General features: G+C 39.5%; 24 protein-coding genes and 1 pseudogene. 13 read left to right on the top strand and 12 right to left on the bottom strand.

The features are described 5' to 3' along the window. Nucleotides 1-2: 2 nt before the first annotated feature. Nucleotides 3-1,802, top strand: coding sequence for an excinuclease ABC subunit UvrC (gene uvrC, locus QT327_RS06140; RefSeq protein ID WP_130858574.1), 1,800 nt, complete (start codon nt 3-5; stop codon nt 1,800-1,802). Nucleotides 1,803-1,867: 65 nt separating this feature from the next. Here uvrC and porN read toward each other — a convergent pair whose 3' ends face one another. The 4 genes and pseudogenes from porN to QT327_RS06160 form a co-directional block, all read right to left on the bottom strand. Continuing rightward, nucleotides 1,868-2,734, bottom strand: coding sequence for a type IX secretion system ring subunit PorN/GldN (porN, locus tag QT327_RS06145; RefSeq protein WP_130858575.1), 867 nt, complete (start codon nt 2,732-2,734; stop codon nt 1,868-1,870). 10 nt (nt 2,735-2,744) lie between these two features. After that, nucleotides 2,745-4,039: pseudogene (porK, locus tag QT327_RS06150) on the bottom strand (T9SS ring complex lipoprotein PorK/GldK). A gap of 297 nt (nt 4,040-4,336) precedes the next feature. Then, the gene (locus tag QT327_RS06155) at nt 4,337-5,101 is read right to left on the bottom strand and encodes a uroporphyrinogen-III synthase (RefSeq protein ID WP_013668429.1); all 765 of its coding nucleotides are present in this window, start codon (nt 5,099-5,101) and stop codon (nt 4,337-4,339) included. Nucleotides 5,102-5,122: 21 nt separating this feature from the next. Beyond that, entirely contained in the window at nt 5,123-6,130 is a 1,008-nt protein-coding gene (locus QT327_RS06160; RefSeq protein ID WP_130858576.1) for a DUF4271 domain-containing protein, read from the bottom strand. 238 nt (nt 6,131-6,368) lie between these two features. Here QT327_RS06160 and QT327_RS06165 point away from each other — a divergent pair, with 238 nt between their 5' ends. Then, entirely contained in the window at nt 6,369-7,805 is a 1,437-nt protein-coding gene (locus QT327_RS06165; protein ID WP_130858577.1) for an NAD-dependent succinate-semialdehyde dehydrogenase, read from the top strand. Nucleotides 7,806-7,913: 108 nt separating this feature from the next. Here the strand turns inward: QT327_RS06165 and QT327_RS06170 are convergent, their stop codons facing one another. The 3 genes from QT327_RS06170 to QT327_RS06180 form a co-directional block, all read right to left on the bottom strand. Beyond that, complete coding sequence (locus tag QT327_RS06170; protein WP_013668432.1) at nt 7,914-8,882, bottom strand: isopenicillin N synthase family dioxygenase; 969 nt, start codon at nt 8,880-8,882, stop codon at nt 7,914-7,916. A gap of 149 nt (nt 8,883-9,031) precedes the next feature. Then, nucleotides 9,032-9,331 carry an alpha/beta fold hydrolase gene (locus QT327_RS06175; protein ID WP_289552366.1) on the bottom strand — a complete coding sequence of 100 codons (300 nt, stop codon included), beginning with the start codon at nt 9,329-9,331 and terminating at the stop codon, nt 9,032-9,034. A gap of 8 nt (nt 9,332-9,339) precedes the next feature. Then, nucleotides 9,340-9,873, bottom strand: a complete 534-nt coding sequence (locus tag QT327_RS06180; protein WP_289552367.1) for an alpha/beta fold hydrolase — start codon at nt 9,871-9,873, stop codon at nt 9,340-9,342. A 256-nt stretch (nt 9,874-10,129) separates the two neighbouring features. Here QT327_RS06180 and QT327_RS06185 point away from each other — a divergent pair, with 256 nt between their 5' ends. Both QT327_RS06185 and QT327_RS06190 read left to right on the top strand, forming a co-directional pair. Beyond that, entirely contained in the window at nt 10,130-11,248 is a 1,119-nt protein-coding gene (locus QT327_RS06185; protein ID WP_013668434.1) for a M42 family metallopeptidase, read from the top strand. Nucleotides 11,249-11,307: 59 nt separating this feature from the next. After that, the gene (locus QT327_RS06190) at nt 11,308-12,453 is read left to right on the top strand and encodes an MFS transporter (protein WP_149106250.1); all 1,146 of its coding nucleotides are present in this window, start codon (nt 11,308-11,310) and stop codon (nt 12,451-12,453) included. Between the two features lie 96 nt (nt 12,454-12,549). Here QT327_RS06190 and QT327_RS06195 read toward each other — a convergent pair whose 3' ends face one another. Together QT327_RS06195 and folP are read right to left on the bottom strand one after the other, a co-directional pair. Next, nucleotides 12,550-13,575, bottom strand: coding sequence for a WD40/YVTN/BNR-like repeat-containing protein (locus tag QT327_RS06195; protein WP_130858580.1), 1,026 nt, complete (start codon nt 13,573-13,575; stop codon nt 12,550-12,552). After that, nucleotides 13,568-14,425, bottom strand: coding sequence for a dihydropteroate synthase (gene folP, locus QT327_RS06200; protein WP_013668437.1), 858 nt, complete (start codon nt 14,423-14,425; stop codon nt 13,568-13,570). Before folP ends, QT327_RS06195 begins: the two co-directional genes overlap by 8 nt. Nucleotides 14,426-14,652: 227 nt before the next feature. Between folP and QT327_RS06205 the strand changes: the two genes are divergently transcribed. From QT327_RS06205 to QT327_RS06215, 4 genes are all read left to right on the top strand, one after another. After that, nucleotides 14,653-15,213, top strand: coding sequence for a DUF1599 domain-containing protein (locus QT327_RS06205; RefSeq protein ID WP_013668438.1), 561 nt, complete (start codon nt 14,653-14,655; stop codon nt 15,211-15,213). 6 nt (nt 15,214-15,219) lie between these two features. Next, the gene (locus QT327_RS28190; protein ID WP_354004756.1) at nt 15,220-15,687 is read left to right on the top strand and encodes a DoxX family protein; all 468 of its coding nucleotides are present in this window, start codon (nt 15,220-15,222) and stop codon (nt 15,685-15,687) included. A gap of 124 nt (nt 15,688-15,811) precedes the next feature. Beyond that, nucleotides 15,812-16,405 carry a hypothetical protein gene (locus tag QT327_RS28195; protein ID WP_354004757.1) on the top strand — a complete coding sequence of 198 codons (594 nt, stop codon included), beginning with the start codon at nt 15,812-15,814 and terminating at the stop codon, nt 16,403-16,405. 13 nt (nt 16,406-16,418) lie between these two features. Then, complete coding sequence (locus QT327_RS06215; protein WP_130858582.1) at nt 16,419-16,931, top strand: shikimate kinase; 513 nt, start codon at nt 16,419-16,421, stop codon at nt 16,929-16,931. Here the strand turns inward: QT327_RS06215 and QT327_RS06220 are convergent. After that, on the bottom strand, nt 16,926-17,216 hold the full coding sequence (locus QT327_RS06220; protein ID WP_013668441.1) for a DciA family protein: 291 nt from the start codon (nt 17,214-17,216) through the stop codon (nt 16,926-16,928). The genes QT327_RS06215 and QT327_RS06220 overlap by 6 nt on opposite strands. Before the next feature lie 245 nt (nt 17,217-17,461). Then, nucleotides 17,462-18,559: a DNA replication/repair protein RecF gene (gene recF / locus QT327_RS06225; protein ID WP_130858583.1), complete on the bottom strand. Its 1,098-nt coding sequence runs from the start codon at nt 18,557-18,559 to the stop codon at nt 17,462-17,464. A 184-nt stretch (nt 18,560-18,743) separates the two neighbouring features. Between recF and QT327_RS06230 the strand changes: the two genes are divergently transcribed. The 4 genes from QT327_RS06230 to ytxJ all read left to right on the top strand — a co-directional run bounded on the left by QT327_RS06230 (nt 18,744) and on the right by ytxJ (nt 21,356). Beyond that, complete coding sequence (locus QT327_RS06230; protein ID WP_013668443.1) at nt 18,744-19,397, top strand: tetratricopeptide repeat protein; 654 nt, start codon at nt 18,744-18,746, stop codon at nt 19,395-19,397. A gap of 32 nt (nt 19,398-19,429) precedes the next feature. Continuing rightward, nucleotides 19,430-19,924 carry a 6,7-dimethyl-8-ribityllumazine synthase gene (ribH, locus tag QT327_RS06235; RefSeq protein ID WP_013668444.1) on the top strand — a complete coding sequence of 165 codons (495 nt, stop codon included), beginning with the start codon at nt 19,430-19,432 and terminating at the stop codon, nt 19,922-19,924. Nucleotides 19,925-20,294: 370 nt separating this feature from the next. Continuing rightward, nucleotides 20,295-21,014 (top strand): hypothetical protein, encoded by a 720-nt coding sequence (locus tag QT327_RS06240; protein WP_130858584.1) that lies wholly within the window; start codon nt 20,295-20,297, stop codon nt 21,012-21,014. Nucleotides 21,015-21,023: 9 nt separating this feature from the next. Further along, a complete protein-coding gene (ytxJ, locus tag QT327_RS06245; RefSeq protein WP_013668446.1) occupies nt 21,024-21,356 on the top strand; it encodes a bacillithiol system redox-active protein YtxJ in 333 nt (110 codons plus the stop codon). Here ytxJ and QT327_RS06250 read toward each other — a convergent pair. After that, a complete protein-coding gene (locus QT327_RS06250) occupies nt 21,340-21,753 on the bottom strand; it encodes an OsmC family protein (protein ID WP_130858585.1) in 414 nt (137 codons plus the stop codon). The genes ytxJ and QT327_RS06250 overlap by 17 nt on opposite strands. 105 nt (nt 21,754-21,858) lie before the next feature. Here QT327_RS06250 and lipA point away from each other — a divergent pair, with 105 nt between their 5' ends. Further along, entirely contained in the window at nt 21,859-22,740 is an 882-nt protein-coding gene (gene lipA, locus QT327_RS06255; RefSeq protein ID WP_130858586.1) for a lipoyl synthase, read from the top strand. The last annotated feature ends 2 nt before the right edge of the window (nt 22,741-22,742 follow it).

The following is a 22,742-nucleotide window of genomic DNA, read 5'->3' on the forward strand; positions in this document are numbered from 1 at the left end:
TTATGGGCACATTTGACTACAGGGAAGAGTTAAAAAAAATACCCCATAAGCCCGGTGTTTATCAATATTACGATAAGCAAGGTACGCTCATTTACATTGGGAAGGCCAAAGACTTAAAAAATCGAGTAAGCTCTTACTTCGTTAAAGACGAATACCTGCACAATGCGAAAACACGTGTTCTCGTTAGAAAGATCAACAAGATTTCCTTTACTATTGTAGATACGGAGATCGATGCGTGGCTATTGGAAAACAGCCTTATCAAAAAGCATCAACCTCGGTATAATGTTCTCTTAAAAGATGATAAAACTTACCCGTGGATTGTCATTAAAAATGAGCGCTTCCCTCGAATTTTCTGGACACGTAAAATTATTAAAGACGGTTCAAAATACTTTGGGCCCTACGCTTCGGTAGGGATGATGCACGCCATTTTAAGTGTAATCAAAGAAATTTTTCCACTGCGTACCTGTAACCTACCATTAACGGTTAACAATATTGAACAAGGGAAATTTCGGGTTTGTTTGGAATATCAAATCGGCAATTGTAAAGGTCCTTGCCAAGCGTACCAAACAGAAGAAGAATATAATCAGAATATCGAAAGTATAAAAGATATCCTCAATGGGAAAACCGGTGTCGTATTCAAGCAATTAAAAGCCAATTTAGAACATGCCACCAATAATCTCCAGTTCGAGTTAGCACATGTTCTTAAGCAAAAGTTAGAGCTTCTGAGTAATTATCAAAGTAAATCTACGATCGTAAGCAACACCATCAACGATGTAGATGTGTTTAATATTGCCTCTGAAGAAGGATATGCTTTTGTTAATTTCTTAAAGGTAATGAACGGAACGGTTATACAAACGCAAACTCTTGAGCTGAAAAAGAGATTAGATGAAAGTGATCAGGAATTGCTCAGCTTAGCCGTTCAGGAACTTCGCACCCGCTTCAATAGTACATCCAAAGAAATTATCGTTCCTTTTAACCTCGACATTGAAAGCCCCAACTTCAAACAGACCGTTCCTCAGTTAGGCGATAAGAAAAAGTTATTGGACCTTTCTTATAAAAACGTAAGTTTTTTCAAACGGGAACGCTTGGACCAGTATGAAAAGTTAAATCCGGAGCTCAAAACAGAACGGCTGCTTAATAAGATGAAAGAGGATTTACGGCTCAATGTATTACCTAAACACATCGAATGTTTCGATAATTCGAACTTTCAGGGTAAATATCCTGTATCAGCAATTGTCGTATTTAAAGATGCCAAGCCGTCTAAAAAAGATTATAGGCATTTTAATGTTAAAACTGTTGAAGGCCCGAACGACTTTGCTACGATGGAAGAAGCTGTGTTCCGTCGGTATAAACGCATGTTAGATGAAGGTAGTTCATTACCGCAACTAATTATTATTGACGGAGGTAAAGGACAATTATCGGCAGCCTTAAAAAGCCTTAAAACACTAGGTATCGAATCAAAAGTTACGGTTATCGGTATTGCTAAACGTTTAGAAGAGCTTTACTACCCCGGAGATCAGTATCCCTTATATCTTGACAAAAGGTCGGAAACTTTAAAAATCATACAACATTTACGTGATGAAGCCCATCGATTTGGGATCACTTTCCACAGAAACCAGCGCAGCAGAAAAACTTTCCAAACGGAATTAGAGCAAATTCCCGGTATTGGCAGAACGAGTGCAGAGAAGTTGTTAGTAAACTTTAAATCTGTAAAAAAAATCAAGGAAGCATCCAAAGACCAGCTTATGGAAGTGGTCAATACAAAACAAGCCGAAGCGGTACTAGCGTATTTTAACAGCTAACGATTTCCGTTGTTAATACTTAAAAAGGACAACTAACACCTAATAGCTAATCCTAAAAAGTTATATCAATAACTCCACAAATCGTGCTCGTAATCCATCAAGGCTTGCTTGATGCGTTCCGATTCGTATAGCTTATCAATTCCTTCTTTGTAATCCTTAATTCGCAGGTCTTCAGGATTTGATTGTTTAACGATATAGCTAGCGAATATCCTTTTTGTAAACACATCATCATAGCTTAAACCGGTAGCATCGTTGTTTCTGTTTACTACCTCTTTATTTACCAATATGTGTCTAGCTTCTGGAAAGTATACCCAAAATGCTGGCTGTGGGTCTAAATAAACATCAGCAGCCTTCACGGAAACTAAAGGTGCAATCCCAATAATACGGGGTTCAAAAACCGATCGTTGCTTATCAAATATCCAATCTTCCTTGATTCTGAATTTTAACACGCTATCAGTATTGAATTCACCTGATTGAAAACTCCCGCCGATCTGGTTGCCCTCAGCATCAAATTCAGGAACAAATACACTATCAGCCAAGTTGCTCATTAGCTTAGACGGATCTAAAGTTGTTTTAAAGCTGTCGCCGTTTGGATCGTCCTTAGAGGGTGTAGGATCATAGGCTGTCAGCTCACCGGCTTTAATTGCTTCCATCAAAATATCCATGAGCCGCGATTTAGGAGAAGCGAAACTAGCATTTAACCGGTCGCGCAGATCAATTTCACGCCATACTCGTTTACTATACATTACGTCAACACTTCTTATGTGCGAATAAGGAATCACTTTCCTATTCTCGATGTCAGACTTAACATAGTAGCCGTCTACCGGCGGTCCATCCTGTATCGGTGTAACGCTGTTCGATAAATTTTCCTGTTGTCCATATGCCTGACATAGAACCAATAAACCGATGCAAGTAAAAAATAGTCGTTTCATATCTATCGTTCTATAAATCGCGTCCCGCGTATGAAGTTACACATCTAAACCCGATATAAGATTTGGCTGTATCCTGGTACTCATAAGTTCGGGTAGAGTTCTGTAAAAAGTAACCAATGTCCTTCCACGACCCACCTCTAACAACTTTCCGTTTAAGTATTTCAGGATCATTACTTTTCGCCTCATATGAATACGTTGGATTCATATCGTGGATAAACGATGATGACGATTCCTCGAATGAAGAGGCTGTCCATTCTGCCACATTTCCTGCCATATTGTAAAGTCCATAGTCGTTGGGAAAATAAGAGTGTACAGGCACCGTATAAGCACCTCCATCATCCGCATAATTCCCTCTGCCAGGTTTAAAATTTGCCATTAAACACCCTTTTGCATTTCGGATAGTTGGTCCGCCCCACGGATAAGGGGCTCCATTTAGTCCTCCCCTAGCTGCGTATTCCCATTGGTGTTCTGAAGGTAATTCGTACGATAAGCGAGCTAATCGAGAAAGGCCAACCCTTTGGGCGTAATTTTCATATAAACGAGTACGCCATACAGCAAACGCTCTCGCTTGTCGCCAATTGACTCCCACCACAGGATAATCCTGAAAAGCCGGATGCGAAAAATATCCTTCTACCATAGGTTCGTTTTGAGCATAAGAGAAATCGGCTAGCCATACCAAGGTGTCCGGATAAATCCCGATCGTATCGCGAATAATAAAATCCGAGCGTCGCATGTTTTTGTTATTTTTATTAGCGGCGGCCATGCGATGATTATAAATTTCGTAATGATATTTGAGCAAACGTACATCTAACTCGTCTCGACCAAAAATGCGATCATCTCCCTGATAGTACATCTGATTTAAGGCATCTTTATTATCATTCTTCTTTCCCCATAAACCATTGCCGTCCCCTACCTTTTGCCAATCGATAAAACGTTGCCCCGCATTATCACCTTCCTTTCCCTGTATAAAATAAGAAGGATCATTAAATACTGGGTGATGGCGATGGAATCCCTTACCCAATTGACAAACTGCCTATATTGACTATTTGAAATCTCAGTCTCGTCCATAAAAAAAGCAGATTGTGTAAACTGCCTGTTTTGTGCGATTTGTGCACTGGTGATATCTTCATCAGACTGACCGGCTATAAAGCTTCCAGCAGGAATAAAAACCATTCCTTTTGGGGCCTTACTCGATTTAAGTCCTTTCAGTCTAACACCTGTAAGTTCACCGCCTGCTTTACGATTACCACACGCACAAACAAAAAAGGACAACAACGCAAAACAACAATAGTAAATTTTCCTCATATTGATCATTATAACCACCTCATAATCACTCAATCAGCAAAAGTAAAGCAGCTCTTAGAACGCATTACAGCCTTGTAACAAATATAATTTGACTTATCAGGCTAAACTTTGTTCATTTTGTTCATTATTTGAACCGACAGATTCTTCAGGGATGGACTAACTGAATTACAAATAGAAAAGTAATTCGATGCAAACGAATAAGGTTATCAAATTTCTACTTCAATTTAATAAGCCATAAAAAAAGCAGAACCTAAAAGGTTCTGCTACTATATATTATTTCAGTTTTCTAAAACGATACTACTTATTAACTTTCTTAATGTACTGTTCAACGGCCATGGTCATACTTGGAGCTTCAGGTGTAGGTGCGGCAATATCTAGTATCAAATTTCTATCGGCTATTGCTTGATGGGTGCTGGGTCCGAAAGCAGCAATACGCGTATCATTTTGTTTAAAGTCAGGAAAGTTCTCAAATAGTGATTGAATGCTTGATGGACTGAAAAACACAATAATATCGTAAAACACATTTGCAAGATCAGACAGATCACTTACAACAGTTCTGAATAATACTGCAGGAGTAAAATCATAACCGTTTTCCTGTAACCAATTTTGCGTTTCTTCATTGGCTACATCCGAACAAGGATACAAAAATTTCTCCTTTGCATGCTTTTTGAGTACTTCTTCCAAATCTTGGGCAGTCTGCTTACCGAAGAAAATTTTCCGCTTTCTGTATTGGATGTACTTTTGTAGATAAAGTGCTATTGTTTCCGATAAACAGAAATACTTAAGGTCGGCCGGAACCTCATACCGCATCTCTTCGCAAATCCGGAAAAAATGATCCGCAGCATTTCTACTGGTAAAAATCACTGCCGTGAAATCGGCCAGATTAATCCTTTCCTTCCTAAATTCTCTAGCCGGAACACCCTCAACATGAATAAACGCTCTGAAATCCAGCTTCAAATTATACTTGCTAGCTAAAGCAAAATAAGGCGATTTATCATTCTCAGGTCTCGGTAAGGTTACTAAGATGCTTTTTACTTTTTTTTCTCTATCTTCTGCTGCCACGTGTGTTTATTTTTGTTTCGGTTAAATGCCTAATAACTTGATCAAAATAAGTATTGGACCAACTTCGAGGGTGCAAAGATAAATAAATAAATAAAACTTTGAAAACTGATAGCTTTTTAAAACGGTATTTGAGGCGCGCAAAAACTGCATAGCAAAGACAAAAAGACCTACAGCACAAGAAACTAGTATCCAAACTTTTACATGATTTGTCGGCACTAAACTCAATACCAAAAGTAAAGGAAGAAAAATTATAGCAGCATTAAAATAACTTAAATATAATATAGAAATATAGTCTCTCACAAGTTTTTGAATACCAAATACAAAACCGATTGCTCGGGTTATTAATATTTTAACGACAAATAGCATCAATACAAGCGCAGTAATAGTAAAAAAAAGACCTATTTCCGAATATCCCAGTTGAAGCTGGCCATACGAAACGTACAAATACAAAAAAAGTCCAATGGTGAATCCGAATAATAGATATAGAAACACGAAAGGCCAAGACGTGATTAGATTATCTTCTTTACTAACCTGCAAAAGGACTCTATTACTATAAAAAGACGTAGCTATTGCTTCTAGGTCTTTCATAAAAAACATTCTAATGAGTGCAAAAAACAAGAACAGGGAAAATACAGTATATAAAACCCACCGAGGCCGATGTACCTTTCGTACCCCCAGTTGCTTACTTCCGCTGTAGTTAATATTTTTCCCCCATACAAGTGTATTCCCATCCGTAATAATGTAAACCTTTCTCAAACTATCTAAAAATTGGTTCTTACTTCCGCGAGCAAGGGGTTTTATATAGTGCATACGCATCGAATCACGGACTAGCGCCAGTGAATCTGCAACTCGCTCTAGCGAGTCCTTAACACGCTGCTTTTCAATGGCCCGTGCAAAACGGGCTGAGTCTCTTACTAGGTACTTCAAAGAGAGAGGCACTGGTTTACGTGACGACGTGTCCTGAACGGCAATGGCAGAAAAAAAAGCAAAACTAAACAGTAATAGAAAAACCAGCCGAATTTTTAGCATCTATATTGAATCGGATTTAAGCTGCAAAGTTAGTTGTTTCCAGCTAAAAGAAATAGACAAAACGATACTTTAGCTAGCTTCATCAATGGAATCATTTAATAAACGTATTTAGAAGCCCTCGATCGCCATAATCGGTTCTATAGACAAAAACCAAGAAACGAAATTAGTGTTAACTTTATAACGATTATATTGAGCCGCTGGCTATTTGAGGTGTTAAAACCGCTTTAAAGATTACGAAATGAAAACAAGAAATAAATTGATTAATGGTGCCGCATTTATAAATGGCGAGCCAATAACCGGAAGAAAAACATTTGATGTTATCAATCCTGCAACAGGCGAAGCGATCATTTCCGTAACTGATCTTACAGCTAAAGACATTGAGCAAGCTATAGATTCTGCTGAGGAGGCTTGGATATCGTGGAAAGCGACTTCGATTGCCGAACGCAGTACTGTTTTAAAGAAATGGTATGATTTACTTATCAAGCACACCGAAGAAATAGCGGAAATTATAACGATGGAGTCAGGTAAGCCATTGGAAGAAAGCAGAATTGAGGTAAACTATGGTGCCTCATTCGTTAGTTGGTTTGCAGAAGAAACGTATCGTGCCTACGGTGATCACATCCCATCGCCTACGAATGATAAACAAATTGTGACATTACGACAGCCGGTGGGCGTTAGTGCCGCTATTACTCCCTGGAATTTTCCTTTAGCTATGGTAACTAGGAAGGTGGCACCGGCACTGGCCGCTGGCTGTACGGTTGTATTAAAACCAGCCTCTCAAACACCACTTACAGCCATAGCCGTTGCTCGTCTCGCAGTAGAGGCCGGCTTGCCAAAAGGCGTACTTAATGTTGTAACGGGAAAGGATTCAGCTGGTATCGGTAAGCTTTTATGTACCAGTCCCGCCATAAGAAAAATATCTTTTACCGGCTCAACTGCGGTTGGTAAAACGCTTATGCAACAAGCTGCATCTACTATTAAAAAAATCTCATTAGAGCTTGGAGGAAATGCACCGTTTATTGTGTTTGATGATGCAAACATAGAGTTGGCAGTTCAAGGTGCTATTGCCTCAAAATTCAGAAACTCGGGCCAAACTTGTGTCGCGGTAAACCGATTTTTGGTGCAGGATGCAATTTACGAAAAGTTTGCGCAGCGAATAAGTGAAGCCATTGCGGATTTAAAAGTCGGAAATGGCTTAGAAAAAGGAGTAAAAGTTGGCCCGTTAATCAATCAAAATGGACTAAAAAAGGTTGAAGACCATGTACAAGACGCTGTAAAAAAGGGTGCAATAGTGCTTACAGGTGGAAAACCCATCGCTAATTTATTCTTTGAACCGACTGTGCTAAGTGACGTTCCCTTAAATGCAAAGATTGCACATGAAGAAACTTTTGGTCCGATCGTCTCCCTATTTCGATTTAAAACGGAACAAGAGGCTATAAATCTGGCGAACAATACTGAATTTGGGCTTGCTGCTTACTTTTACAGTGAAAACGTTAAACGTTGTTGGCGTGTAGCAGAAGCATTGGAGGCCGGTATGGTGGGTATAAACGAAGGAGCCATTTCAACAGCGGTTGCACCATTTGGTGGCATAAAGGAATCCGGGCTTGGCCGCGAAGGTTCCAAATACGGACTTGAAGAATATATGGAAATAAAATATTTGTGTTTTGGGGTTTAGGGAGGATGGGAGTTAGGCGTTAGGCGTTAGGATTTGAGGGCTTTCTTAAGTTTTCACCTACCTAACACCTAATACCTCATATCTAAACCTTATACTTTACACCTTAAACTACATCTTCAGCCCAATCTCCCGGAGTCGTTCATCTAAATATTCACCAGCGGTACAATCCGGATAAATCTTAGGATGGCTTGCATCGACACAATTTTCTAAAGCAGCCAGACTCATTTCAGCTTTAGGATGTAAAAAAAATGGCACAGAATAACGTGAGGTTTTCATGAGCTCTTTAGGCGGGTTGACCACGCGATGCGTTGTAGATTTTAACTTATTGTTAGTAAGTCTTTGCAGCATATCCCCAACGTTAACGACAATATCCTCGCCATATGCTTTTACCGGATACCATGTACCGTTTCTTGTTAGTACCTCTAATCCATCTGCACTCGCACCTATCAGTAAGGTAATTAAATTAATATCTTCGTGCGCCCCGGCCCTAACGGCATCGGGCGCTATCTCATCCGGGTTTTCAATAGGAAAATAATGTATCGCGCGCAAGATGGAATTGCCGTTAATGACTTTGTCTTCAAAATAATCCTCTTCCAATTCCAAAAAACCGGCAATTGCTTTTAATAACGCACGTCCGGCAGTTTCCAGACGACGGTAAACTTCCTCTGTTACAGCATTAAAGCGCGGTAGCTCCCGTACTTCTACATTTTCAGGATACGATGCTCTCAACGTTTCATCGCCAATAATCGTTTGGCCGCGCTGCCAAAATTCTTTCAAGTCCGGGGTCTTCGCATCCTTTGCCTTTTCTTTGCCTTTTGCTGTGTAACCACGCTGTCCAGCTAAACCGGGTATCTCATAAGCACGCTTTGCCTCTTCCGGTAAAGCAAAAAACTGTTTAACAACTTCATATAATTCATCGATGAGTTCTTTGTTCATTCCGTGATTGGCAACAGTGACAAACCCGGTATCTGTAAAAGCTTTCCCGATATCATCAGAAAATTGCTTCCGTTGTTCAGCGGTCCCTTCTGTAAAATCTAACAGGTTGAGACGAGGGATATTAATTGTAGTATTCAGCATATTGGTGGCTCTTAATCGAAATTAAAGATACGAAGCTTTTTTAAATATGTGAATGATGAAGAAAATATTCCAACTATCTGATTTATGATCAGCGATTTAATCTCCTATATACATCTATTGAGAAGACGTATCAATACACCTTAAACTTATCACAGCGAATCACGAAAGAATAACAACAAATCGTTATTCAATCTTTCTTTGTGTGTCAAAAACAGACCATGTGGGGCACCTGGATAAAGAATAAATTGGCAATTTGCTATTAATGTACAAGCCACATTAGCACTTATATCTTCCGGAACAATTTTGTCGGCATCGCCATGAACGATGAGCGTGGGAACCGAAATATTAGCTAGGTCATCACGGAAATCGGTTTCCGAAAAAGCTTTTACGCATTGCTTGGTGGCTATGGGAGACGCTGTAAGTGCAATCGACATTTGATATTCCAACATCGCTTTACTTACCGGTTTATTAACCAAATTAACACCAAAAAATCATTAAAGAAGCTTTCCAAAAAGGCAGGTCGATCGCTCACGAGCCCGTCAATCATTTCATTAAATACCTTTGCCTCCAGACCATCCGGGTTATCAGCAGTTTTAAGCATATAAGGTGTAACAGAGCTAAGTAACACAACCTTATGAATCCGACTGCTACCATAACGAGTAAAGTATCGAGCAACTTCACCTCCACCCATTGAAAATCCGACTAAGATCACCTGGTGTAAATCAAGCTGCACCAATATATCATTCAAATCATCAGCCAGCGTATCATAATCATAACCATGTAATGGACGGGACGACATGCCAAAACCTCTTCTGTCATAGGCGATGGACCTAAAACCTTGCTGAACAAAAAAGTCCACCTGCGGCTCCCACATTAGATGACTGGACGGCCATCCGTGAATAAACACAAGAGGCTGACCCTCTCCTATGTCTTCGTAGCATAAAATAATGCGATCTTGACTTCCCTGATCAAACCTTTCTATGAAATTCATATTTTTTACCTTGAAGGTGAGTTTCTTCCAATAACGCAGAGAAAACTAAAATGTTTGTAAGTCACACCCATACGTGGGGTCCATTCTTTAATTACGATATAGAGAAAGACCTTTAATGTTTCCCGAATGAAACATCCTATTAAAGACCCAATCCGGTTGCCTACGTGACGGTGATCGACGAACGTAATTAATTAAAACTTTGTACTTTTGCTAACTTTACAGTATTAAGCCTTTTTTAAGGAACATTATCACATATATGGCAAAATCAAAAAAGAATACCGATCAGCATCCGGTTGCAATTGTCAATGAAAAAGCTCTGCGCTTTTTCGAGAAGTACATAAACAATCCTTCACCTACAGGCTACGAATGGGAAGGGCAACGTATTTGGTTAGATTATATAAAACCTTATGTAGACGAAACATTTACAGACAGCTATGGCACGGCGGTAGCAGTAATTAATCCAAAGGCTACTTATAAGGTGGTGATAGAGGCTCATTCAGATGAAATTTCGTGGTTTGTTAACTATATTACAAATGACGGTCTCATTTATGTTATCAGGAATGGCGGCTCTGACCATCAAATTGCACCGTCTAAACGCGTGAATATACATGGCGACAAGGGCGTTGTCAAGGCTGTATTTGGTTGGCCTGCCATTCATACCAGAGGCGGGGAAAAAGAAGAAGCGCCTTCTTTAAAAAACATTTTTCTCGATTGTGGCTGTACAAGCAAAGAAGAAGTTGAAGCGCTGGGTATTCATGTGGGATCAGTTATTACCTATGAGGATGAGTTCATGTTATTGAACGACCGTTACTATGTCGGCCGTGCGCTCGACAATCGGGCCGGAGGTCTTATGATTGCAGAAGTTGCCAGATTGCTGAAAGAAAACAAAAAGAAATTACCTTTCTCTTTATATATTGTAAATGCGGTACAAGAAGAGGTTGGTTTACGCGGTGCCGAAATGATCACCCAAACCATTAAACCTAATCTCGCTATTATAACGGATGTGACGCATGACACGCAGACGCCGATGATCAACAAAATCACACAAGGTGATTTGGCATGCGGAAAAGGTCCCGTCATCTCTTATGCGCCGTCAATTCAAATTAACTTAAACAAGCTCCTGATCGATACAGCCATTGAAAAGAAAATTCCTTTCCAACGACAGGCTTCTTCACGAGTAACCGGTACCGACACAGACGCTTTCGCCTATTCTAATGGGGGGGTGCCATCGGCGCTCATATCTCTCCCACTCCGATATATGCATACCACGGTCGAAATGATTCATAAAGAAGATGTTGATAATGTAATTCGATTAATATACGAAGTACTTTTAAATATCAAAGCTGATCAGGACTTCAGAACTTTTGCCAAATAATTTAATTGCACTCGTATGCCTATATCACTTAGGCGTACGAGATGCTTAGCTATATCTTAATGAAGTACCTCACGTTGTTTATGGCCATTTGCTGCGGCTTGGTCGTTGCTAACCTGTATTATTGCCAACCTCTGCTACCTCTTATAGCAGACGATTTTGGTATACGGGAGGCAGAAGCCGGAAGCATTACTTATATTACCCAATTAGGTTATGCAGCAGGTCTGTTACTCTTTGTTCCGCTAGGTGACCTATTGGAAAAGAAACAACAGATTATCGTTACAACCACTTTTTCCGTTATTGTCCTCCTCGGTGCGGCCTTTACAAAATCATTCCTTCTTCTACAGGTACTATGCTTTCTCATCGGATTGTTTTCGATTGTCCCGCAACTGATTATTCCGCTAGCGGCCAGCCTTGCTCCCGAGGAAAAACGAGGCAGTGTGATCGGCCTGGTAATGGGAGGGCTGTTGATAGGCATTGTCTCTTCCAGATCATTAAGTGGCTATATTGGGTACACTTTCGGTTGGCGACAAATGTATTATACAGCCGCCACTATCTGCTTTCTCCTAGTATTAATCATGCAAAGGGTATTTGTGAAAAGCAAGCCTACCTACCAAGGTACTTATCAATCGCTTATGTTATCGATTATCTACTATGTAAAAACATTTTCGCAACTACGAATCGCATCGATCAGCAATGCCATATCATTTGCCAGCATGAGTGCCTTTTGGGTTACTATGGTTTTATTTTTATCGGCTAAGCCCTTTGAATACAATACAGTTCAGATCGGTTTATTTGGCATTATTGGGGCCTCCGGTGCATTGGCAGCCCCTTTGGTTGGTAAGCGAAGTAGCGGAAGTATAGCGGTTGTTAAAAAGATATCTTTATTAGGTTTATTAGCACAACTACTTGGATATGTTGCTTTTTATTTTACGGGTAGTAAAATAATCCTGCTCATCATAGGCATCGTTTTAATAGATATAGGTCATCAAGCTTTACAGATTAGCAATCAAACGCTCATCTATTCGTTAAAACCGGACGCTAGAAATCGATTCAACACTGTATTTATGACCTCCACCTTTATAGGAGGTGCCGCGGGATCAGCTATTGGGATTTTTCTGTTTCATATGGGCGGTTGGAATATATTCTGTATAGGCATTAGCATACTAATCTTATGCAATATTCTTATTAATACGAAACGGCAGTAGGTATTAATTTTATACAGAAATAATTACCTGTTAGTTGATAGTTAATGGAAATAGAGATTCAAAATGATCATTCCCGACTCTTCCATCGTTCAAAAACTATTTATTTGGTTCCACTAACCGATAAATACTTCCTTTATCGCCTGCTAACAGAACAAAACGGCCGCTTTCGGAAGATCGGACCACATTATAACCTTTTTCATCCATTAATTTCCATGATTGTCCGCTATCCATGGAAAGATCGGTGCCTGATGTGCCTGTTGCAATAACTAACGTATCATTAATAAATTCAACACAGGATTTAAAGCCAGACAACCTGGTTTTGGGTGCATTCCATGTTATGCCATTGCCTGATAATTGGATTACATTGTTGTTGTTTTTAAAATTCTTATAATCACCTCCAATAGCAACGAGCTGTTTTTGTCCGTTTATCGCTAACGAAAATATACCTTGCGAAGCTTCGCCCTGTTCAATAGGTACTTTATAACTCGTCCAAGATTGTCCGAAGTTATAAGAAAACAACAAACGTGCTTGCGTTCCACCGGTTCCAATCCACACTAAACCATTTCCTACTGTTCGAATGCTGGTACCACTTGCCGCAAAGCCCGCTTCTCCTGCTTTCATTTGGACGTTAGCTTCGTCACTAATATTTAGCCAAGTACGTCCACCATCCTCTGTCGCGACAAGCTGAAGTTTCCCCTCTATAGGGTCGCCAAATACGATTCCCCTTTTCTCATCCCAAAACCCCATGCCGTCGTAAAATATCTCCTTGATATCGTAACTATGCACTTTTTCCCACGACTCTCCTCCATCTTCAGTTAATAGAATGACAGCAGGGCTTCCCGCATTTACCATAACCGCTTTTTTATCTGAAAAAGCCACTACTGACCGAAAATCGAAATCTTCGTAACCCTTGGCAATTAGCCAAGTCCAGTTTTTGCCTCCATCTGTTGTTTTCGCGATGGTTCCTTTCGTTCCGGTAATCCAAGCCACACTGTCATTTGGAATAGACATTCCTCTGAAGCTGACTTCGTTTCCTTCTTGCAGTTTCTCTAGCTTGTATTGCTGACCTTTTGCGGCATCTATAACAATAAAAAAAATAAAAGATAGTATAAATTTATTCATAGTATGAACTCCTTTTAGCTTCACCGGCACGGGTTTTCATGACGAGTTTTCTGACTTCAACCGCTTCTTTAACATCATGTACCCTGATCATTTCAACGCCTTTAAACAGTAAGATTGTATTTAATACACTGGTTCCGTTTAATGCTTCTTGAGGACTGCTATTTAACAGCTTATATATCATTGATTTTCTCGACACGGCACCCAATATGGGAAGCCCCAAGACTCTCAACTCTTCAATCCTACTCAGTAACAGATAGTTCTGTTCTAATGTTTTGGCAAAACCGAAGCCGGGATCAACTATAATATCCTTGACCCCTGCTGAACGCAACGCCTCTATCTTCTTTGTTAGATCACTGGTAATATCGTTTATCAGATCTTGATAAGCGGTTTCATTTTGCATGGTTTCGGGCGTCCCTTTACTGTGCATAAGTACATAGGGAACACCCAGTCTGGCGATAGTAGTAAACATTTTTTCGTCAAGATTTCCTCCTCCAATGTCGTTAATTATATGAGCACCGTATTTAACTGCCTCGATAGCAACATCCGCACGAAAGGTATCAATGGATAAAACAGCGTTTGGGTAAGTTTTTCGAATAGCATCAACTATTGGTAGTAATCGGTCCAACTCCTCTTGGAAATCCACCACGCGTGCACCAGGTCGCGACGAGTAAGCACCAACATCTATTATATCCGCCCCTTCTTCTAACATCGTTCCCACTCTATCCAATGCATTATTAAGGTTGTTATGCTTTCCACCATCAAAAAAAGAATCGGGTGTCATATTGAGTATCCCCATTATCTTGGGTATGTGGAAATCCAACAATTTACCGCCTACATTGCAAAATTTCATATATCTAATTGAGCAGGTATTGAACCCGAGTTAATGCTTAGGATCGACTATCTTTTGCAAACTTAGAGAAAAAGCGATTATCATGCAATAAATTGATTTCTGACAAGGGGCTTTTACATTCCGATGTGTTTTTTTAAATTTCAATTCGATATATTCGAAATAGATTTTTTTTTGTGTTAGGTTTGCAAGACTTAAGAGAATGATAAATACACGTGAACAGGAACCAAATGAATACATCGACGGCTTACGATATAATAATTAGCAAGTGTAGAGATCTGTTTGTGAAAAAAGCGGCGGACTATGGGACGGCTTGGCGCATTATGCGGCTGCCCTCTGTTACCGATCAGATTTTCATTAAGGCCCAACGGATCCGGACAATTGAAGAAAACAAATTCGCCAAAATTCCCGATGATATTCCGTCTGAGTACATTGGTATTATCAATTACTGTATAATTGCCATGATTCAACTCGAGCTGCCGGCCGATACAGAGGAGAATTTGCCTATTGAAAAAGTGAAAGAATTGTATGACCGATATATTAACGAAACAAAAGAGCTAATGCTTTCAAAAAATCACGATTATGGTGAGGCTTGGAGAGACCTCCGTATCGGCTCACTCACTGACTTGATTTTGATGAAAATATTCAGGGTAAAACAAATTGAGGATAACAGCGGATTAACTCTTGCCTCTGAGGGCGTAAAAGCTAATTATCAGGATATGCTTAACTACTCCGTTTTCGCACTTATAAAATTAAGGCACCTGGAGGAAGAACAAGTTCCAAACATATAAAATGCTATGAACGCTACAACCGTAAAGCAACATAAAAGTTCCTTTCTATTGATATTTTCCCGTTTGTTCGTTGGCTTTTTATTTGTTTTCTCCGGATTAATCAAAGCGAATGATCCGATAGGATTTTCATACAAACTTCAAGAATATTTTGAGGTCTTTCATGTAGCATTCCTTAACAACTATGCCGTTGCTTTTGCCATTGTTTTATGCAGTTTGGAAATAGTGCTCGGAATTTTATTGCTTTTCGGCTTATATAGCAAAAAGGTGGCTCTCGGCCTACTGCTACTTATAGTGTTTTTCACCTTTCTTACTTTTTATTCGGCATTTTTCAATGTAGTAACTTCTTGTGGCTGCTTCGGCGATGCTATAAAACTGACACCGTGGCAGTCTTTTAGCAAGGATTTGATTCTGTCATTTTTCATTCTCATTATTTTTTTGAACAGAAAAAAAAATACAGCCTCTGTTTTCCAATGAGATCAGCCAAGCACTTACCCTTTCGGCTGCCATTGTTCTAAGCTTAGGAATTGGAGTTTACACTTACAGTTTTTTACCCTTCATCGATTTCCTCCCTTATAAAGAAGGAAATAATCTACCTGCCTTGATGCACGTTCCCAAAGGAGCACCGTTGGATGAATATGAAATCACCTATACACTTCAAAATAAAACGACTCAGGAGACCAAATCGGTGACAGATAAGGTTTATCTTCAGCAGGAGCTTTGGAAAGATGAAAATTGGGAAGTTATAGGCGAACCCACAAGCCGTTTAATAAAAGAGGGATATCAAGCCCCCATTAAAGATTTGAGTATAACCGATGCTCAGGGTGTTGATTATACAAAGGAAATCATTGAAAACCCTTATTACAACCTGATATTTGTTGCCTATAATCTTGATCAGACAAATCCAAAGGCATTGAATAAAGTGAATGATCTTGCGAAACGGGCTTCGGAAGAGTATAATGTTCGAGCGGTGCTACTCACGGCTAGTACAGCACAAGACGTGAGCGAACTTGACCATCAGACTAAACTTTATGCAGAAACCTTTTTTGCCGATGCGGTTCCTCTAAAAAGCATGGTACGGGCGAATCCCGGTATCATTTTACTTAAAGATGGCGTCGTTGTCAAAAAGTGGCACTATCGCACGCTTCCTACTTTTGAAACCTTAGCCAAACGATATTTTGAACATTTAGAATAAGCAGTTATATTTCATGTTAAAAAAACATATCTTCCTAGTGGGCTTTATGGGTGTTGGAAAAACTACGAATGGTAAAAAGCTGGCCCAAGCGTTAAATAGAAAATTCATAGACTTAGATGAAACTTTCGTAGAGCAGGCAGGTATGTCCATTACTGACTATTTTAAGAAGCATGGAGAGGAAGCTTTTCGTGTCAAAGAAAGAGATATCCTACAAAATCTTTCGGCTCCCGAAGCTGCAGTGATAGCGACTGGAGGTGGAGCGCCTTGCTTCTTCGACAATATGGAATGGATGAATAAAAATGGCATCACGATCTATCTGCAAATCCCCACAGCCGCTTTGGCGAAACGATTAGCCGCAAGCAAAAGACATAAACGACCATTGATACAGGATTTGAGTGAAGAACAAATTTTTGAATTCATCAATGAGCGAATGCTCGTTCGGCATCCATATTATGCTCAAGCACATCATCATATCAATGTCATCGATCTCAATATTGATGAGCTTATAAAAAACTTGAACTTATAGAATAACTACATCTTCGATTACTACTCGGCCTACATATTCATTAAGTTTGCCTATAATCTGAGAACGCATCAGGATCAGCTCATTTTTTATAACAGCCGATTCTACTCTTACGAACAGCTTCTTGTCCCGTATAAATAATTGTCTCGTGCGATTGGCGATCGCAGTTCCCATTAAGTCGGGCCATGCAGCCAATATAGAAGTTTCATCAAATTTCCGCCGCAGTTTCAATGCGTCTAGGTATTGACTAATCGCTTCTTTCAATGTCTTATCATTTGTACGGCCCATTTGTAATTTGGATAAAATATTGATGTCAAAATATAGCAAAGCCTGCTCAACGATGGCTTTTTATTTGACCAAAAGATTAAGCCAACCTATTCTTTTTATTTCCGCTTGTCATTCGTATCAAAAACTATTATTGGCTCACGTATTGACGTCAAAGTTACAAATAGACTAGTCATTTTAAGCAAAAGTTTTCAACATTAACCGAAACGCTAACTGACATATTAGCTAGTTTGCATTATTGGCCTCCGTTATCGTATTTTTCCGTTGGAAACCTCAAAAATACGAACGTCAACATCAATTCCATGAAAGGTATTTCGAACACGTTCAGCACTGGTATCAGTAATAAAAATCTGCCCAAAATCATCGTGGGAAACCATTTCCATTAACTTTCTGGTACGCTTGTCATCTAATTTATCAAAAATATCGTCTAACAGTAACAAAGGCTTAAATCCTTTTCTTTCGCGCAAAAAGCTATATTGTGCCAGCTTCAATGCAATTAAAAACGACTTTTGCTGCCCCTGTGAACCGAACTTCTTCAATGGCATCCCATGAATAGTAAATAACAAATCATCCTTATGGATACCTGTCGTAGTTCGTTCCAAGGCACGGTCCTTTGATAACGTGTTGTTCAGCAAATCGACAAACCTGTTCTCAAACAACTGCGATTCGTAAACCAGCTCAACTGGTTCGGTATCATTGGTAAGGTATTGATAGTGTTTGTTAAAAATTTCTATGAAGGGATTAATAAAAAGTTTACGTTTCTCAAAAATCTGCTCACCTACCAAAACTAGTTGTTCATTATATACTGCTAATAAATCATCATCGTAGTTTTTGCTCAACGCTTGTTGCTTCAATAAGCTATTTCTACTTTGAAGATACTTATTATATAAGATCAAATCGTCCAGATATCGATTATCCGTTTGTGAGATGACATTATCTATAAACTTACGCCTCTCCTCGCTTCCTTCTGAAATAATAAAAGAATCATTAGGAGAAATCATTACCAAGGGATATACGCCTATATGATCGGCTAAGCGCTGGTAATCCTTTTTATTTTTCTTAAATTGTTTTTTTTGGTTTCGTTTTAAGCTACAAGCTAAAACGTCTTCCTGATCGCCCTTTTCAAACACACCCTGTACCATAAAAAAGTCAGCTTGTTGTTTGATTTGCTGCGAATCTATTGGGTTAAAGTAACTCTTACACAAGGAAAGGTAATGCAATGCATCTAAAATATTCGTTTTCCCTGCACCATTATCACCGGTGAAAGCATTTACGCCAGGTGCAAATGTCAACGACGCCTCTTCATAATTTTTAAAATTGATTACCGTTAATTCTTTAACCCACATAGGTACAAACATAGATAAATAAGCAGCAAGACACAAATTAGGTTGGAAGGCGAGGTTATAAGCTGGATGGGATACGGGCTTATACCTCTGCTAAAAATCTTTTACCTTAGGTTCTTGTATCTAAGGTTTAAAAATGTATTTTTGCAATCTTAAAAAACTGAACTCAAATTAACCAAAAAATAACGTGAGCGTTAATAATACAAAAAACGGCGGAACAGGAAGTTTTATCCGCGATAATCAAAAGAGTCTAGCATTTATTGCCATTGGAATTGTTGTTTTAATTTTACTTTATATCGGTTATCAACGTTTCTATCTGGCACCAAGGGCAGAAAGAGCTACCAATGAAATGTTTAAGGCAGAAGAGTACGCTATGGTAGATTCTTTACAGAATAGAGCGATTGACGGAGATGGTTCTTACCCTGGCTTTAAAGAAATTGCAGAAGAATATTCGAACACAAAATCGGCTAATGTGGCGAATGCGTACTTAGGTGGTTTGTATTTGCGTCAAGGTAAATACCAGGAAGCTGTCAATGCCTTATCAAAATATTCAGATACCGGAAGCCCAATTATAGACCCGCTGGTAACAGGTCTATTGGGTGACGCCTACACTGAATTAAAAGACTATAAAAAGGCGGCCGATCAATACAAAAAAGCGGCAAGTAAGAGCGACAACTCTTTTACGGCTCCTTTATTTCTAAAAAAATTGGGCTTGGTGTACGAAGCACAAAACGATTATAAATCGGCATTAGAGAATTACCAAAAAATTAAAAAAGACTACCCACAGAGCTATGAAGCTTCTATCATTGATGGTTATATTGCTCGATGTGAAGCCCGTTAATCTTGTGCGATTATACGACTGAGACTATTTAAATGGCAACGAACTTAAAAAATTTGTCTGACTTCTCCCATATTGAAGTGGGCTCTGCATCCGATTTGGAGATTGCTATTGTTGTTGCACAATGGAATGCACAAGTGACCTCTCCCCTTTTAGAAGGCGCATACAATCTGCTTTTGAAACAAGGCGCCGCTGATCATAAAATTCACATCTTGAACGTACCTGGGAGCTATGAATTAAGCGCCGGCGCCGATATTATTCTGCGTAAAAAGCAAATTGATGCAGTAATATGCATAGGCTGTGTTATCCAGGGTGATACTCCGCATTTTACTTTCATATGCGATGCCGTAGCAAATGGTATTACAAATGTATCCCTGAAACACAATAAACCGGTCATCTTCGGCGTACTCACTACCAACACATTGGAACAAGCGTTGGAACGAGCGGGAGGTAAACATGGCAATAAGGGCGAAGAGGCAGCGGTTACTGCCATTCAAATGGCCAACTTGAGCAAATCAATACAAGCTTAGCTATAAAATATTTGTAAATTACCTATATTTAGGCTATGTTTACGTGTTTTATATAATAAATGGATCATGAGAAATTTACTGATTTATATGTTAGTGCTCGCTTTAGGTATGCTTTTATCCCAGGGCTGCGCTCGTAAAACATGTCCGGCTTACAACTCCTATCCGAAGGCAAAAAGGCTACGATAAGCGGTAGTTTTTAATCTTAAATACCCTCGCTTGAAACAATTTAACGCATAACTTGTTCCCGAATAATGTGCCAAGTTTTTTCAGTTAGTTCACCTATGATTTATAGCGAACCTGGAAATTTAGCATATAAATTAACAAACAAAGGAAAATGTGTATTCTAAAGATTAAACATGCTTTTTTTTTAATGCTGTTTTTACTTTCCTTCTTTTCCGAAAAACAAACTTCTGCCCAAACCAAGGATCAAATAGTTGATCTAATATGGCAGGGGCTGGGTGGCAAACAAGGTTGGAATGAAGCTCGTTACTTTATGTTTAGCTGTAAATCGAACCTAAACAAAACACTCTCCCGGGAACATGCATATATATGGGATCGAAACACCGGCAACTGTCGTTTTGAGGGAACAAATGAGCAAGAGCAGAAAATTATTGCATTATTTAATACGGAAAATAATAAAGGCAGAGCCTTTGTAGATAATAAAACAATAAACAATAGTGATTCGGCGGCTCTTCTAATTTCTTCCATAATCAATGCCTTTAATACAGAAACATTTTGGTTATTTCCGCCCAGGAATCTGACAGAATCGTCCCTACTCACCGTAAAAGAAGCCGAGCTAATAGGAAGCGTTCGATACAACGTAATTGAAATTCGACAGTCACCTACAGATAGCGCAGAATTCCGTACAAAAATATACATCGATACCAATACGGGTCGGATCTTTCAATGGCAAACACTGGACGAGGGTGGCTATATTAAATACAATTTTGTGACATCTGATTTCAAAGATGTAGGAGGCGGACTCACCCTTGCTACTACCTTTACAGATACAAACGATGGCTTTTTTATAAAATTCCCCATTGTTTCCGCCCTTATTAACGTAGAATCTGATAAATTTTCAAAACCATAGCTGATACATATGAAGTGGATTGAACTGAACACACAAGATACGCTTGAAACGATAGCGGCATCAAACTCGTATGCCATTATTTTCAAACATAGTACGCGCTGTCCTGTGAGCAGTATGGCAAAAAGAACGTTCGAATTTGAGTCGTCCCTGATACCAGAAGAAACCCCAGTGTACTTGGTCGATTTGATTAAATATCGTGAGATATCTAATCAAATCGCTGATAAATGGAAAGTACGGCACGAATCTCCCCAGGTACTGTTAATTAAGGGCGATGATTGTGTATATAACGAATCGCACAATGAAATAGAAGTCGCCAAGATTGTTGTTAAGATGGCCAATTAAAAGTTAGGGTTTTCTTAATATCAGGATGTAAGCTTAAGTAAACCGGACAGGTTTCCGCTGCCTTTTGCAAAATGCTTTGGTCATGATCCGAATAGTTTACATTATCAGCGAAATTCAGTACAACTTGTATTTCTGCAATTTTTCGTGGGTTTGACTGCATAATCTTCGTGGTGGCTGCTTCTATTTTTCCAAGTGAGATCTCGTGAGCTTGCGCAGCAATGCCCATGATAGTTAGCATGCAGCTGGTAAGCGAAGCAGCCAAGAGATCGGTCGGCGAAAAAGCCTCTCCTTTACCTTGATTGTCAACCGGCGCATCGGTTATTATTTTCGATTGCGATTGCAGGTGTATTGCTTCGGTACGCAAATCGCCTAAATAGGTTGTTCGAACAGTAGTCATTGTAAATATAATTAGAATGTAATAAGCTATTGTCTGTGTGTGCAACTGTCCAAGTTGACACAAAATACGCCGCTAATTTAGAAAATTATTAATTACTTTTGTGTTATGATTGAACTACCCGTTATCCCTGCCAATCAATTGCAGCGCAAGCCAGATTGGTTACGTGTTAAGCTTCCTGTAGGTAAAGAATATAAACATGTAAGAGGTTTAGTAGACGAACATAAACTCCATACCATCTGCGAAAGTGGTAATTGTCCTAATATGGGTGAGTGTTGGGGTGCAGGTACAGCGACATTTATGATTCTCGGGAATATCTGTACCCGGTCGTGCTCGTTTTGTGCAGTAGCGACTGGCCGGCCAAAAGCGGTTGAATTAGATGAACCCATGCGTGTAGCCACCTCTGTTAAGCTCATGCAGGTAAAGCATTGCGTAATTACTTCGGTAGATCGAGATGATTTGAAAGATGGTGGATCGACTATTTGGGCCGAAACAGTAAATGCCATTCGAAGGGAAAGTCCCGGAACAACTCTAGAGACACTCATACCGGATTTTAAAGGCATTTGGGAGAATTTAGATCGGGTATTAGCGGTACGTCCTGAAGTCGTATCTCATAATTTAGAGACTGTTCGACGTCTCACAAGAGAAGTACGTATACAAGCCAAATATGACAGAAGCCTTGAATGTTTAAGAAGAATATCTGCTGCAGGCTTACGCACGAAGTCTGGTATAATGCTTGGTTTCGGTGAGACGGAAGCTGATGTGATTGAGGCGATGCAGGATTTATATGATGCCGGTGTGCATATTCTCACGTTGGGACAATATTTACAACCGACGAAAGCTCATCACCCCGTAATTGAATGGATTACGCCCGAGCAATTTAAACATTATCAGGATATTGGCTTAAAGATGGGCTTTAAATATGTAGAAAGTGGACCTTTGGTACGTTCTTCTTACCATGCAGAAAAGCATTTATTCGATATGCAATAATT

Source organism: Olivibacter sp. 47 (genome assembly GCF_030372825.1).
In the GTDB taxonomy this organism is placed as follows: Bacteria; Bacteroidota; Bacteroidia; order Sphingobacteriales; family Sphingobacteriaceae; genus Olivibacter; species Olivibacter oleidegradans.

Excerpts from the sequence above, each read along its gene's own strand:
- uvrC (WP_130858574.1), top strand. The coding sequence starts at position 3 with ATGGGCACATTTGACTACAGGGAAGAGTTAAAAAAAATACCCCATAAG.
- porN (WP_130858575.1), bottom strand. The coding sequence starts at position 2,734 with ATGAAACGACTATTTTTTACTTGCATCGGTTTATTGGTTCTATGTCAG.
- QT327_RS06160 (WP_130858576.1), bottom strand. The coding sequence starts at position 6,130 with ATGCTAAAAATTCGGCTGGTTTTTCTATTACTGTTTAGTTTTGCTTTT.
- QT327_RS06165 (WP_130858577.1), top strand. The coding sequence starts at position 6,369 with ATGAAAACAAGAAATAAATTGATTAATGGTGCCGCATTTATAAATGGC.
- QT327_RS06170 (WP_013668432.1), bottom strand. The coding sequence starts at position 8,882 with ATGCTGAATACTACAATTAATATCCCTCGTCTCAACCTGTTAGATTTT.
- QT327_RS06175 (WP_289552366.1), bottom strand. The coding sequence starts at position 9,331 with ATGTTGGAATATCAAATGTCGATTGCACTTACAGCGTCTCCCATAGCC.
- QT327_RS06180 (WP_289552367.1), bottom strand. The coding sequence starts at position 9,873 with ATGAATTTCATAGAAAGGTTTGATCAGGGAAGTCAAGATCGCATTATT.
- QT327_RS06185 (WP_013668434.1), top strand. The coding sequence starts at position 10,130 with ATGGCAAAATCAAAAAAGAATACCGATCAGCATCCGGTTGCAATTGTC.
- QT327_RS06190 (WP_149106250.1), top strand. The coding sequence starts at position 11,308 with ATGAAGTACCTCACGTTGTTTATGGCCATTTGCTGCGGCTTGGTCGTT.
- QT327_RS06195 (WP_130858580.1), bottom strand. The coding sequence starts at position 13,575 with ATGAATAAATTTATACTATCTTTTATTTTTTTTATTGTTATAGATGCC.
- folP (WP_013668437.1), bottom strand. The coding sequence starts at position 14,425 with ATGAAATTTTGCAATGTAGGCGGTAAATTGTTGGATTTCCACATACCC.
- QT327_RS06205 (WP_013668438.1), top strand. The coding sequence starts at position 14,653 with ATGAATACATCGACGGCTTACGATATAATAATTAGCAAGTGTAGAGAT.
- QT327_RS28190 (WP_354004756.1), top strand. The coding sequence starts at position 15,220 with ATGAACGCTACAACCGTAAAGCAACATAAAAGTTCCTTTCTATTGATA.
- QT327_RS06215 (WP_130858582.1), top strand. The coding sequence starts at position 16,419 with ATGTTAAAAAAACATATCTTCCTAGTGGGCTTTATGGGTGTTGGAAAA.
- QT327_RS06220 (WP_013668441.1), bottom strand. The coding sequence starts at position 17,216 with ATGGGCCGTACAAATGATAAGACATTGAAAGAAGCGATTAGTCAATAC.
- recF (WP_130858583.1), bottom strand. The coding sequence starts at position 18,559 with ATGTGGGTTAAAGAATTAACGGTAATCAATTTTAAAAATTATGAAGAG.
- ribH (WP_013668444.1), top strand. The coding sequence starts at position 19,430 with ATGGCAACGAACTTAAAAAATTTGTCTGACTTCTCCCATATTGAAGTG.
- QT327_RS06240 (WP_130858584.1), top strand. The coding sequence starts at position 20,295 with ATGCTGTTTTTACTTTCCTTCTTTTCCGAAAAACAAACTTCTGCCCAA.
- ytxJ (WP_013668446.1), top strand. The coding sequence starts at position 21,024 with ATGAAGTGGATTGAACTGAACACACAAGATACGCTTGAAACGATAGCG.
- QT327_RS06250 (WP_130858585.1), bottom strand. The coding sequence starts at position 21,753 with ATGACTACTGTTCGAACAACCTATTTAGGCGATTTGCGTACCGAAGCA.
- lipA (WP_130858586.1), top strand. The coding sequence starts at position 21,859 with ATGATTGAACTACCCGTTATCCCTGCCAATCAATTGCAGCGCAAGCCA.